The sequence below is a fragment of the Bacillus clarus genome (assembly GCF_000746925.1).
Classification (GTDB): domain Bacteria; phylum Bacillota; class Bacilli; order Bacillales; family Bacillaceae_G; genus Bacillus_A; species Bacillus_A clarus.
This window is the reverse complement of sequence record NZ_JMQC01000008.1, coordinates 3,886,317-3,899,205: the sequence shown is the minus strand read 5'-3', so window position 1 is coordinate 3,899,205 and position 12,889 is coordinate 3,886,317. Positions and strand designations below refer to the sequence as shown.

At 34.1% G+C, this 12,889-nt stretch carries 14 protein-coding genes; 1 reads left to right on the top strand and 13 read right to left on the bottom strand.

The window, feature by feature from the left end:
- Positions 1-7: 7 nt before the first annotated feature.
- Positions 8-232, bottom strand: a complete 225-nt coding sequence (locus tag DJ93_RS20925) for a flagellar motor switch protein FliN (RefSeq protein WP_042983011.1) — start codon at positions 230-232, stop codon at positions 8-10.
- 185 nt (positions 233-417) lie between these two features.
- Positions 418-1,173, bottom strand: a complete 756-nt coding sequence (locus DJ93_RS20920) for a lytic transglycosylase domain-containing protein (RefSeq protein ID WP_374937157.1) — start codon at positions 1,171-1,173, stop codon at positions 418-420.
- A gap of 228 nt (positions 1,174-1,401) precedes the next feature.
- Between DJ93_RS20920 and DJ93_RS20915 the strand changes: the two genes are divergently transcribed.
- On the top strand, positions 1,402-2,565 hold the full coding sequence (locus tag DJ93_RS20915; protein ID WP_042983008.1) for a flagellin N-terminal helical domain-containing protein: 1,164 nt from the start codon (positions 1,402-1,404) through the stop codon (positions 2,563-2,565).
- A gap of 194 nt (positions 2,566-2,759) precedes the next feature.
- Here the strand turns inward: DJ93_RS20915 and DJ93_RS20910 are convergent, their stop codons facing one another.
- From DJ93_RS20910 to DJ93_RS20860, 11 genes are all read right to left on the bottom strand, one after another.
- A complete protein-coding gene (locus DJ93_RS20910; RefSeq protein WP_042983006.1) occupies positions 2,760-3,695 on the bottom strand; it encodes a DNA-binding domain-containing protein in 936 nt (311 codons plus the stop codon).
- Positions 3,696-4,290: 595 nt separating this feature from the next.
- A complete protein-coding gene (locus DJ93_RS20905) occupies positions 4,291-5,199 on the bottom strand; it encodes a chemotaxis protein (protein ID WP_042983004.1) in 909 nt (302 codons plus the stop codon).
- A 99-nt stretch (positions 5,200-5,298) separates the two neighbouring features.
- Positions 5,299-5,784, bottom strand: a complete 486-nt coding sequence (locus DJ93_RS20900; protein ID WP_042983003.1) for a hypothetical protein — start codon at positions 5,782-5,784, stop codon at positions 5,299-5,301.
- 277 nt (positions 5,785-6,061) lie between these two features.
- On the bottom strand, positions 6,062-6,397 hold the full coding sequence (locus DJ93_RS20895) for a DUF3964 family protein (RefSeq protein WP_042983001.1): 336 nt from the start codon (positions 6,395-6,397) through the stop codon (positions 6,062-6,064).
- Positions 6,398-6,447: 50 nt separating this feature from the next.
- Entirely contained in the window at positions 6,448-7,671 is a 1,224-nt protein-coding gene (locus DJ93_RS20890) for a flagellar hook protein FlgE (protein WP_042982999.1), read from the bottom strand.
- Between the two features lie 16 nt (positions 7,672-7,687).
- On the bottom strand, positions 7,688-8,266 hold the full coding sequence (locus DJ93_RS20885) for a flagellar hook assembly protein FlgD (protein ID WP_042982998.1): 579 nt from the start codon (positions 8,264-8,266) through the stop codon (positions 7,688-7,690).
- Positions 8,267-8,269: 3 nt separating this feature from the next.
- On the bottom strand, positions 8,270-9,382 hold the full coding sequence (locus DJ93_RS20880; protein WP_117287831.1) for a flagellar hook-length control protein FliK: 1,113 nt from the start codon (positions 9,380-9,382) through the stop codon (positions 8,270-8,272).
- Positions 9,375-9,785 (bottom strand): hypothetical protein, encoded by a 411-nt coding sequence (locus DJ93_RS20875; protein WP_042982997.1) that lies wholly within the window; start codon positions 9,783-9,785, stop codon positions 9,375-9,377. Before DJ93_RS20875 ends, DJ93_RS20880 begins: the two co-directional genes overlap by 8 nt.
- A 116-nt stretch (positions 9,786-9,901) precedes the next feature.
- The gene (locus DJ93_RS20870; RefSeq protein WP_042982996.1) at positions 9,902-11,206 is read right to left on the bottom strand and encodes a flagellar protein export ATPase FliI; all 1,305 of its coding nucleotides are present in this window, start codon (positions 11,204-11,206) and stop codon (positions 9,902-9,904) included.
- Positions 11,203-11,898 (bottom strand): FliH/SctL family protein, encoded by a 696-nt coding sequence (locus tag DJ93_RS20865; RefSeq protein WP_042982995.1) that lies wholly within the window; start codon positions 11,896-11,898, stop codon positions 11,203-11,205. Before DJ93_RS20865 ends, DJ93_RS20870 begins: the two co-directional genes overlap by 4 nt.
- Positions 11,885-12,889 carry a flagellar motor switch protein FliG gene (locus tag DJ93_RS20860; RefSeq protein ID WP_042982994.1) on the bottom strand — a complete coding sequence of 335 codons (1,005 nt, stop codon included), beginning with the start codon at positions 12,887-12,889 and terminating at the stop codon, positions 11,885-11,887. The genes DJ93_RS20865 and DJ93_RS20860 overlap by 14 nt, the downstream gene beginning before the upstream one ends.

Genomic DNA, 12,889 nt, shown 5'->3' with positions numbered 1-12,889 from the left:
CCCTTTCCTATCTCTTCAATTCAACAATTTCGACGTACATTTTCCCATTCTTCGTTAAAATTTTTCCGGTTCCAATCTCTTCATTTTCAAGCATAAGACGTACCGTATTTTTCGTTGAATTTTCAAGACGATACAATGTACCTTTCGTAATATGGAGTAGATCGTCAATTTTTTTTCTCGTTTTTCCAATTTCAAAATAAATTGTTAATGGAATATCATCTTGTAATTTCAAATATGGTCAACTCCTATATCATGTTCAAAAAAACATACCTTCTCTATGTATAAAATCTTCCCTTCCTTAATGAACAATATGGCCTCCACCTTACGTTCAATAAAACAAAAAATAATTAACTTCCTCTAAAAGGTACATCCGCTCAACTAAAACGCAATGCATCTTCATTTCAATCAAATTTTTTCTCATTTCGTAACGTCGATATTTAATATTTTTCTAATATATCCTTGCGTTTCTTGAAACGGCGGTACACCTCCGTACTTTCTCACATTACCAGGACCAGCATTATAAGATGCAAGCGCCAACACGAGATCTCCATTATTCTTTTTTAAATAACCACTTAGCTCTTTCACACCGGCTTCAATATTTTCAGCTGGTTCAAAAGGATTACGTACACCAAGTTCCTTTACATTTGCTGGCATAAGCTGCATTAACCCCATTGCTCCAGCATGAGATACAGTGTTTGGATTAAAATTCGACTCAACTTCGATCATTTTTCGAATTAATATTTTCGGAATTCTATATGTACGACTTACACGATCAATAATATCCACGTATTTCTCTTCGTTTTTATAATGTATGTTTTGAATATTATATTTATCAGTTATTCTCCACATATCTGTATGCTCATTTTTCATATTTGGGAAACGTCGTAAAAATTCTTTCTCTTCTTGCCTTTTCTCAGACTTTTCCACCGGCTGATTATTTTCTCCTACACTCATAGATTGTCCGAGCTTGCTTACATCTTCGACTTTGGCAGACTTCATAGTAGCTATATTATCTCCAACTAATTCCCCCTGTAACTTTTCTTGAAAACGACTACTGCTAACAACCATTTGTGGATTACTTAACTTTTGTTTTATTTGTCTTTTTTTATATAAAAGAACTTCTTTTACTATATTTTCAATCACTCTACCATCACCTTTTCGTAAAAGAACGATACTCTAATATTAGAGTTTTTTTTTATCATTTGCAATAATCCTTTAAAATAATATTTTAATAAAAAATGAAATTCTATATATCTCTATCTTTTTATATTCATAAATTCGAATTTTAAGTTGACACTTGTTATATCAAGGTTTACAATAAATTCGAAATTGACTTTCACATATCATAATTGTCAATTTATATTTTTTAAAAAAATAATATAAAAAATGGAGGTTTTAAAAATGAGAATTAATACAAACATTAATAGCATGCGTACGCAAGAGTACATGCGCCAAAACCAAGCAAAAATGAGCAACGCTATGGACCGTTTATCAAGCGGTAAACGTATCAACAACGCTTCTGACGATGCAGCAGGTCTTGCAATCGCAACTCGTATGCGTGCTCGTGAAAGCGGGTTGGGTGTTGCCGCTAACAATACACAAGACGGTATGTCTTTAATCCGTACAGCCGACTCAGCTTTAAACTCTGTATCTAACATCTTACTTCGTATGCGTGACATCGCTAACCAATCAACGAACGGTACGAACACTGACGATAACCAAAAAGCATTAGATAAAGAATTTGCTGCATTAAAAGAACAAATCGATTATATTTCTAAAAACACAGAGTTTAACGATAAGAAATTATTGAATGGCGATAACAAATCTATTGCTATTCAAACTCTAGATAACGCTGATACAACGAAACAAATCAATATTAATCTAGCTGATTCATCTACTAAAGCATTAAATATTGATAAATTATCTATTGAGGGAAATGGCAATAAAACAATTACAATTACAACTGAACAACTTACAGCAGCTAAAACAGAAATTGATGCTGCAAAAGATGCAGCATCAACTGGATTAGGTGGATTAAAAGCAGGTGCGACAGGACCTCCTGTTGTAATTGCATCAACTCCTGAAGAAATTAAGACTGCAGTTGATAACTTTAAAACAGCATTTGACAAAGTTAAAGGTTTCATGGCTGACACAGATGTTAAGGCTGTTGAAGATAAAATTAAAGCATATGAAGAAGCTCCGGATCTTACAAAGGCTCAAGCAATCGGTACTACTTTTGCACCTGCTACAATGATTAAAGCAGGTGATATTACAAAATCTTCACCAAACGCTTCTGATGCAATTAAATCAATTGATGCTGCATTAGATACAATTGCTTCTAACCGTGCAACTCTAGGTGCTACATTAAACCGTCTAGACTTTAACGTAAATAACCTTAAGAGCCAAGCATCAAGCATGGCTTCAGCTGCTTCTCAAATCGAAGACGCTGACATGGCGAAAGAAATGTCTGAAATGACTAAGTTCAAAATCTTGAACGAAGCTGGTATCAGCATGCTTTCTCAAGCGAACCAAACTCCACAAATGGTAAGTAAGTTATTACAGTAATTCATTCACAAAAATCCTTCTATTTGTATAATAAAATAGAAGGATTTTCTTACGTAGTATTTAGTTAAACATCAGATTATCATTTGAAGATAAAAATATAGCACTTTACATACTACTAATCTTTTACGTAATAATAAAATAAAAAGGCCATACATGTATATTATGTATCACCTTTTTATTTCGTAACATAATGTTTATTGTGGGAGTGTTACCACTTGTCCACTACGATTAACCATTATTTTACCGTCTTGTGAATTATACAAACCTAATTTATGTAAATCTTGTTTACATTCTTTTACGAAATACGGTAATTTACGAATTTGATCAATATCAGAGCTCGCAATAAAATGAATAAGGTGATGTGTCATTTCTTTTATATCATGAACAAGTTCTTGCTTTTCACGCTGTAAATTTTCATTTTCAACCCGTAGTAGCTGTAATTCACCTTGTAAATTATTTTTTTGTTCCTCTTTTACACTCTCTGCAGCCATACTAGAAAGCTTATAAATACCTTCCATCAATTGGTGAAGTTCACGTTCCTTCTTTTCACTATGTTCACTAATTGTTTCAAAGTTATCCACAATCCCTGATATGACTGTCACGAGATTTTTCTCTTCTTCAATCAGCATTTCTTGCTGTATGTTAGGTTTAGTTTCTTGTTTCACCAACGGTGTTAATTCGTTCACCGGCATATACTTACGTTTTCGCCCCGGTTTTTGCTTTTCGATATTTTCAAATGGTAGTTCTTGTTTTTTTAATTTGTAATACGTATTTTGTAATTGACTTTCTGTTTTTTGGAAAATGTTTAACTCTTTTTTACTAACAAACTTCGAAATATTAGCTATGTTTAAACCATGACGCTGACAAAACTGATACACTTCATACAATAGCTCAAGTTCAGACTTTAACCATGTAATATTTGATTTTTCATATGCTAGCATACCGCCATTTTTTTCTATATCTATTTGAAATAATACCATTCTATTATATAGATCGATTAATTCTTCATACCCAATTTGGAATTGCTTCTCTATTTTTTGAAATTCCGTTTCTAATTGCATATCATTTTTTTTATTATCAGACATATTTTTCAAAAGACTTAATACATTAATTGCTGTGTGGTGATACATAATCTGTGTCACGCCCCCTCATCCTTTCACAATTCTCATATTACTCCCATGTCTTTCTAAAAAATAGAATTTTTTCACATCCATATTATAGCATTTCTTATTTAACTGTCAAATAATTAACAGAAAAAAATGCATAAGAACAAGCATTGAAATACAGAAAAATATAGCTATTTTCATATTTTTATTGGTTTGGCCAATTCATCCATGTATTTTTACTGCATTATTTCATATTTTCTATTTAGAAAAATTCCTAATTACATCCATAAAAAATAATATTCCTTTTAATTTACTACAAGTATACAAATGTTCAATTGATTAAATAACATATTCAAAACCATTTCAGTAAACGTATTTACACGGTGTAAAAAAAGTACAATTAGAATTCGTTACTCACTTCACCTCCTCATTACAATCCATTCTACTATTCTTAAAAAGAAAACCCTCATCTTATTATTAAGATGAGGGGGAAACCCATTATGTACATTCATTTTATTTACTCTATTTAAATCGCTACTACATTGCAACACAATTACTCTTGTTGTAATAAAGTAATTTTAAATCATTTTTCAAACTGTATTTACATAGTCGTTTTATTCTATAATATAAGCTTATCAACAAGACCGATCAATTCTTGAATATCAGGCTTACTTACTTGAGCATTTGCTCCTACAGCTTCACCCTTATGATATAGTTCATTCGTAATTAAAGAAGAGAAAATAACAACCGGTAATCTATTCATTATTTCATTATCCTTAATCACTTTCGTTAAATGATGCCCGTCCATTTTCGGCATTTCAATATCCGTAATCAATAGGTGAATATGTTCAAACATGTTTTCACCCTGTTCTTTTGCCAATTTTTCAATTCGAGCTAACGCCTCTGCACCGTTGCTAAAGAAATGGATTTTCGTATAGCCAGCGGTTAATAGTGTTTCTTCTAATATTTGGCGAAGCATTGCTGAATCTTCAGCGATATAAATATTTTTTCCCGCACGATCTGTTTTTTGTTCTAATCTCGATAATTTTTGTATTTCATAGCCAAAATTACTAATTTCAAAAACAATCTTTTCATAATCTAATAATAGAATAATTTTTCCATCTAGCTTTACAATACCAGATGTTGTTTCCTCTAACCCCATAGATAATGAGGCTGGTTCATCAATTTGCTCCCAAGAAATACGCTGAATACGATGCACTTCATCAACTCGAAAAATAACTTTCATTTGATTTAATTCCGAAATAATAAATTTTGTTTGATTAAGTGGCTTTAATGATTTTAAATTAAGTGCTGTCGCTAAATTAATAACCGGTAAAATTTCACCGCGCACTTGAACAACACCTTCGACTGCATGATGAGATTCTGGCACAGTTGTAACAAGGAATGGATTAATGATTTCACGTACTTTCATTACGTTAATACTAAATAAGTTTTCACCAACAGTGTACGTTACAATTTCCAATTCGTTTGTTCCACTTTCTAATAAGATGCTTTGTGATTGTGACATATAAATATCACTCCTTTTCTAATAAATTCTTGTATTAATGAATTTTCATTACCCTTTATATATTCAATTAATTAAATCCAAATATACAATTATATAGATTTAATCTTGTGTAAATGACGCGAGTGCCTCTACTAGTATCTCTTGTGCTCCTGCAATTTCTGATGGCATAACTTCTAACTTTTTCGCAAACTCCACTTCTACCCTCATTCGCAAAGCTGGACTCATTTCAGCTAGTACGTATTCTTTCGTCACTGCATCTACGTCGAGAAACGCAAGTGCATATAATTCAGGATCATTTATCTTTTGAAATAATTGCTGTAATATGACAGGTGCAATATACTTTAGCTTTTCAATATGAATTTCTTTATTAGAAAATAATAGTTCATATTGAATAAATGTTACATTTTCTTTTATTACTTTGAAATAGCAATTATTCTTTTTATCATTTACAAAATAACCATTTGGATCCAAAATAATACTTTCTACCTTTCGAATTAAGTTCGGCAAACTATTTGCCGCTATTACAGTACGTTGTTCAATTTCACTTGGCGAAATGAATGTAACGCGGTACTTATTTTGCACCATCCTCCCCACCTCTCCTTTTATAGAAAACTACAAATCTCTTCCACTATACTAGAACCTCTTCACATCTCTGTTCTCACGCGACATGAACAGAACCATCTTCTATGCTTGGCTAACCCCTCTAAATAAAGGAGGAAAAAGGGAAGCTTATCTACGGCTCTTTAGCTAACCTAGAACCAATCCATACCTTTGTCCTCACATCGCACGAGCCACTTATAGGCACTAACCGCTACCACACTCGGCTGGATCCTCTCTCAAAACCTTAAAAAAAGCTTTTCCCTCAACCCGCTCTCAACAACTCTATGTTATTGAACCAAAAAGCAAGCTGCTGATCCGTAATATTGGGTACCATAATGAAAAACTCACGGCATTTCGTCTCATCCTTAAACACTTGATACTTCCAAACATCATCACTGCCAACACTCACAAAATAAAACTCATGAATGCGGCCAATAGCAGCTTGTTTTTCACCAAATGAATATGGAGGTACTTGCTTAATTTCGAATTGATCCGGTAAATATACATGCTCTTCTCGTTCTATTTTTAACACTTGCTCGGCAAGTTCACGTTTATTTCCGAAAAAAGGAAATTGTAAAATTCGCTCTTGTCTTGTCATACGAATAAAAAACCCTTTCTACATTCGTTACAATTTTTCTTTACGATGTATTATCGAATTAAGTTCACAACTTCATTTAATACTTCATCTGAAACTTTAATTACTTTCGCATTTCCTTGGAATCCACGTTGGTATAACATTAAATCAACGAATTCTACAGATAAATCTACGTTCGCACCTTCTTGTGCACCACCGCGTACTTTCCCAGCGCCATTTTGACCAGATACACCTAACGCTAAAATACCAGTTGTATTCGTCGCTGTATAGTTACCATTTCCTGTTTTCATTAAGCCGCCCTCATTTGGGAACATTCCAACAGCCAATTGACCAGCAGACTTCATACTTCCATCCGAATATTTTACCATTACATATCCACCATCAGCCATGAAGTAATCTTTAACAGTTGCTGCCGCTCGGCCATCTACGTCTGTTACTGATAATGTTTTATCTGTCGGATGGTTCGTTAAACTACTAAAATCTAAATTTACTCTGCCCCCATCAAACTGAATAGAGGCTCCTTGTTGTGGTGGAGTTGGATTCCCTACTGCATCAAATGTCATATTACCACCTGCACCTTGAACATCCTTAAACTCTGTTTCTTTTTTCGAATCATTACGCACCTGTACTTTATATGTATAATTATGTTCGCTCGTTTGTTTAAATTCTACACGCATTGTCCACGTATTACCCGCATTATCATATACAGGTAAGTCTTGCGTAATTTGTTTTTCACCAGTTGGAATATTCCCTTTAATTGTCCCTTTCGATGTTCGAATACCACCAATTGCCGTCCCCATTGGAATCTGCAATGGTCCTGGAATACCAGATAAATCCACTTCACCAGTTGCTTCGTTTGCAGGATATGCGAATACGTATTGACCTTCTGTGTTCGTAATATAGTAATCTGAAGATATTCCAAACGTACCTTTACGCGTAAACTCCATGTTTCCGCCTTTTGAATCACCTACTACGAAGAAACCGTTACCTTCCATTGCAGCTTGCGTTTTACCACCTGTTAACGTAATTGTACCATCGCTATAATCCGTAACCGTCCCGCTCATTTTCACACCGTTTCCGATACTTTTCGGATTCGTCCCTGCGTATTTATCATCACCTTTTGAGCCAATTGAATTGTTGTATAGCAAATCATCAAACATTGCTTTTTGTTTTTTATAACCAACTGTTTGAGCATTGGCGATATTATTTGAAGTTACACTTAATGCATTTTGTGTTGCATTCATTCCTGTGATACTTGTATATAACGCTTTAATCATAACGTATGGACACTCCTTATGAATTTGTAGTTTTTACTTCTTCTGTTACTTTCTTATCATCTTTCTTTGCATCTTCTGGATTTGTTTCCCCAATCGGTTTATCAGATACTCTTTCAACGAAACGAAGGGACACAACTTTATTACCAATAACGAGCTGCACATCGTTATTTTCTGCAAGGCGAACCGTCTCTACTTGACCTGTTGCTTTGTTCCCCTCACCGTCAACACCTCTTACATACTTCCCTAAAAACTTCATTCCGCCATCAAGCGCTGTCGAATACATCGTCGTTCTTAAAGAGTCAACTGCTTTTGTCATATTTTGGACTTGTTCCATAAGAGATAACTGTGCTGTCTGATTCATCATTTGATTCATGTCCATCGCATTGAACGGATCTTGATGCTGGAAGCTCGCTAAAAACAATTTTAAAAAATCATCTTTCCCCATCACACCAGGAGTTTTTTGAGTACTTGCTAACACTCCGTTTGTTCGTTGAACTGGCGATTGTACGCCGTTAACAGGTACGTTATTTTTTTGCGCCCCCGCCTGCAATGGAATATGATTTGTACTCGTTGTATTTAATCCAACTGTTGGCACGCTTTATTCCCCCAATAATCCCGCGAATTCTTTCGATTCTTGTTTCTCTTGTTTCGTACTTACTAGTTGTTGTTGTTTGTGTCTTTGCTCTTGTTCTCGTTGTTCTTTACGATGTTCATCTTTTTCTGAATAACTAATTTGAATATTAATTTCTTTTTCTTTTAACTTTAGCTTCAATTCGTCAAAAATCATTTCAACACGTTTTTTCGCATCGTGTTTTTCCATTTCCACATGAACATCAATTTGATCTCCATGCTTTTTCATAAATACAGTTAATGTACCAAGTTTCTCTGGATTTAGCTGGAATAAAACTCGTTCTTGTTTCACAACAAATTTTTGCAGCGCTTCTACTTGTGCTTCCATTTTCTTGCCTAAGTCAGGTAATGTAACCTTCTCAGCTCCACTATTTTGTTTTCCTATTTGGTCAGTCCCCGTCGCCTTATTTAATAATTCAGCTCCCGTCGAACTTGAATCCTTTAATTGATTGACTTCTTGTAAGTCTAACTTCACATCATTACTCTCGGCTTTTGGGAATTCTACTTTCTTAGACTCCTCTTGTTTCTTTGCAATATTACAAGTTTCAGTTTCCACTACTTTTAATACTTGCAACGTTTGCTCCGGCATCGTCACCTTGTCTAACGCCATTTGAATTGTTTCTTCTAAACATATAGAATTTTTAATATTCATATTAGAAAGGAACTGTTGTAATTGCTGTAATTCAGCCACGGGCAATTCGTTAAGTTTAATATTTCCGTATTCTTTATATAAATCTTGTATTTTTTGTATGTATCGATATAACAATTCTGGCTGCACACGCAATTGCTCAATTGCAACCATCTGCTCAGATACAGCTAACAATAGTTCCTCTGTATCCGCTTTTTCTTCTTTCTTTACAATCCGTTCTTCTTTCGTTACCGATTTTTTTTCGAGTAAATATTCTTTCTTCTCTCCTTGCTTTATCTCCGTTTTCGGCTTTTTCTTATTTTCTATGTTCATTGCATTATCGAATGAAGAATTTTCATTTTTCGATTGTACTTCTAGCCCTTTTTCTTTTTGCGGAGGTAAACTCGGTTGTACCGGTAGCACAAGTTGTATCACTACATTCACCTCATCCATTCATACACATTTTTAAATCCAGAAGCATTTTTTCTTCTAGCTTCTCTTTTACTTTCGCAAGTTTTTTACAATCTTCTTGATACATTTCGTCAATGACGCGTTCTTTTTCTTTTATTTGTTCTAAAAGGATTTCATTTTTTTTGATAAAACCTTCTATTTTTTTAATTTTCCGATTCCATTCTTCTATTCTTTCCGGTGAAAATGTACGTGAAGAAAACTTTCCAACCATAATACGTTTCCCAACTTGTACGGCTTTACTACGCGATTTCACAACATACAAATCATATTCTTTTTTTTGTTCTATTTTTCTTTTTTCAGCTGTTAGTTCGTACACTTCTTTCAAGATATGTTCTTTTTCTTGATTGATCTGCAATTTTATCGTGTCGTATTGCTGCTTATCCACCTGTTTTCATAGCCCCCTCCTATTATAACGCTCCCTTTTTCTATTATATAGTTTTTCCCTAAAAAAATCTGTGAAATATTAAAAAACAAAAAAATAAGACCTCAAAACAAGAGGTCTTATACAATATGATGCATCGCTTGGACAATATCTTCAAAATGAAAACTGTCCGTTCGACCTTGTTTTAAAAACGTATTTATACCTTCTACTTTATTTTTACATTCAAAAATATAGGTATTTTCTTCACTTTCTTGAATCGTTCCTAATTTGAAATACAATTCATTTTCTTTATAAATAGACAAAATTTTTCTCATTTCATTTGCAATTTGCCAATGATTTGGCGATACGATTTCTTCCATAATCCTACTCACCGAATCTAGTACAGAAATGGCAGGATAATGACTAAGTGTCGCAAGCTCACGCTTTAATACAATATGTCCATCTAAAATACCACGCGCTAAATCCGGTATAGGTCCATTTAAATCATCACCATCAACAAGTACTGTATAAATACCTGTTATAGATCCCTTTTTTGTTTTCCCACACCGTTCCAATAATTTTTTCATATAACTTTCCATCAAAAGCGTTTTACCACCGATCGGTATTTCTTTCACGGCGATATCCACACTTCTTCTCGCATCAGCAAAACGCGTAACAGAGTCCATCATGAGCAATACGTTACTACCTTGATTACGAAAGTATTCAGCAATAGATGTGGCAAGTTTCGCCGCCCGAATCTGCATAAGATGACTCTCATCCGAAGTTGCTACAACGACAACACTTTTTTTCATCCCTTCTTCGCCCAGTTCTTTTCGTATAAAGTCTTTCACTTCTCTGCCACGTTCTCCAACTAAACTAATAACATTAATATCCGCTTTCGCATTTTTCGCTATCATTCCAAGCAAAGTGGATTTACCAACACCTGATCCAGCGAAAATACCAATCTTTTGACCGATACCAATTGTTAACATAGAATCGATAGATTTAATACCTGTTTCAAATACTTCCGTAATTTCTTCTCGATTAAACGCATGAAGTGGAGGTGCATCTAACTTCATTTTTTGAAGCGGTACACTCTCCCTTACTTCATTTAAGATTTTTCCGTTTGCACTTAATACTTTGCCAAGTAAAATATCACCGCGAGGTACAACAATATCTTCCTCAATTAACGTGACCAAATCACCGTAACAGACTTTTTCCGTCTGTTCAAACGGCAATAACATATTATTCTCTTTTTCAATCGCAATTACTTCACATAAAACGCGATGCTCACCAACAACACAAACATCTCCAATCTTTGCTTTCGGTCCTTTTGACTTAAAGAACTGCTCTTGTATACTATGAATTTTTCCTGTTTTCGTATAAAGCGGTGTTTCAACAAATACATTCCATTTATTATGTTCATTCATCAACATGCTGCTCATGTCTTTTGCTCCTTAAATAACTTCTGTTCTTCCCACCTTTGACGAAGCTTCTCAAATATAGCTGCAAATTTAAATTCAAAAAATTCCTTTTCTTCTTCCAGAACAAATTCACCAAATTGCATAGAAAAATCATATTTCCATTCTACTAATCGCAGAAGCCAATATTCTTTCATATTTTCCTTTTCTTCCTCAATTCGCTCAAATGTTTCTGGATGAACTGTTATTATTAATTTTTCAAATGAAGTAGGAAGTGTTTGAACGATCCCCTTTAAAATAGGTAAAACGTCTACTGTACGTGTATCTATCGCTTGATTCACAACTTTTTCAGCTAATTGAAACGATTGATCCCATAATAACGCCACCCATTCATACGCTGTTTCTTGTTCTTTTTTTTGAAATTGTGTACGAGTTTCTTCGATTTGCTCCAATTGTTCATGAATATATACTTTAAACTGTTCCCTTTCCTGTAAAAATTGTTGCCGTTCCTCTTGCAGCCTTTGTTGTTCTTTCTTGAGCTGATTCATTTCAGCTTGCAATGTATCTTGCTGTGCAATTAATTCAGCAGGATCTATTCTTACTTCTATTTCCTCCTCTTCTGCGTAATATGCATTTTGTTTTAAAAATTGTAATGCATACGTGTCTTCAGAAAAAGAAACAGAACTCTTAGGAATTCTGTTTTTAAATGAGGACATCGTCTTCACCTCTTTGAATGATAATTCTGCCTTCCTTCTCTAGCTTTTTCACCATACCGGTAATCGTTTGCTGTGCTTTTTCAGCATCTGTCATCTTAAGTGGTCCTAAACCATCAAGTTCCTCAAGAACCATGTCTTTACGATTTGAGGACATACATGTAAATAATTTTTCTTTAATTTCTTCCTTAGCGATTTTCAACGATTGTGCGATGATACCGTTATCTGTAATCTCTTCTAATACACGGCGAAGTGCAAGATCTTCAAGAGCGAGTAAGTCTTCAAAAACAAACATATTTTCTTTAATTTTTTCAGATAGCTCATAATCCAATTCATCAAGCTTTTGAAAGACTGTTTTTTCTACTCCACGTGAAACATTATTTAAAATATTAACAATCGTTTTCAAGCCATCTGTTTTATTAATAGCACTAAACGCCATATTATTTAATTTTATTTTTAATAACTCTCCAATTCGGCTAATTAACTCACTATCTACTTGTTCCAACTTTGCAATACCTATTACCGTTTCCACACGTTTATGATCTGGTAATCTCTCAATTAATTGAGAAGCAAGCTGTGGCTTAATATAAGAAGCGATAATCGCTATCGTTTGTGGTGATTCATCGTTAAGCACTGTAAGAATCGGCTCTAAATCTGTAAGTGAATTTAAAAATTCAAATGGATTATCTTTGTTATACCAAAGATCTTCCAATAATTTTTCCAGTTCGTCTTCTGGCATATTTTTAAATATACGGCGAATATATTCTTTATCTGGTGTTACTAAGTTCAGTTCTTTTACATTTAGTTCATATAAAAACTGTCCTAGTACATTTTCTAACGTTTCTGGTTTATACACTCGAAACTTCGCAATTTCACGAAGTAGTACTTCTTTTTCCTCAGCCGTCATATATTCAATGACTTTAGCTGCCACCCCTTCGTCTAATGTACGAATGAGGATGGCAGCTTTCTCTTTGGAGGAGATTTCATCTAACAT

What these genes read in the sequence shown, in the direction of transcription:
- DJ93_RS20915 (WP_042983008.1), top strand. Translation starts at nt 1,402, where the DNA reads ATGAGAATTAATACAAACATTAATAGCATGCGTACGCAAGAGTACATG.
- DJ93_RS20910 (WP_042983006.1), bottom strand. Translation starts at nt 3,695, where the DNA reads ATGTATCACCACACAGCAATTAATGTATTAAGTCTTTTGAAAAATATG.
- DJ93_RS20905 (WP_042983004.1), bottom strand. Translation starts at nt 5,199, where the DNA reads ATGTCACAATCACAAAGCATCTTATTAGAAAGTGGAACAAACGAATTG.
- DJ93_RS20900 (WP_042983003.1), bottom strand. Translation starts at nt 5,784, where the DNA reads ATGGTGCAAAATAAGTACCGCGTTACATTCATTTCGCCAAGTGAAATT.
- DJ93_RS20895 (WP_042983001.1), bottom strand. Translation starts at nt 6,397, where the DNA reads ATGACAAGACAAGAGCGAATTTTACAATTTCCTTTTTTCGGAAATAAA.
- DJ93_RS20890 (WP_042982999.1), bottom strand. Translation starts at nt 7,671, where the DNA reads ATGATTAAAGCGTTATATACAAGTATCACAGGAATGAATGCAACACAA.
- DJ93_RS20880 (WP_117287831.1), bottom strand. Translation starts at nt 9,382, where the DNA reads ATGGATGAGGTGAATGTAGTGATACAACTTGTGCTACCGGTACAACCG.
- DJ93_RS20870 (WP_042982996.1), bottom strand. Translation starts at nt 11,206, where the DNA reads ATGAGCAGCATGTTGATGAATGAACATAATAAATGGAATGTATTTGTT.
- DJ93_RS20865 (WP_042982995.1), bottom strand. Translation starts at nt 11,898, where the DNA reads ATGTCCTCATTTAAAAACAGAATTCCTAAGAGTTCTGTTTCTTTTTCT.
- DJ93_RS20860 (WP_042982994.1), bottom strand. Translation starts at nt 12,889, where the DNA reads ATGTTAGATGAAATCTCCTCCAAAGAGAAAGCTGCCATCCTCATTCGT.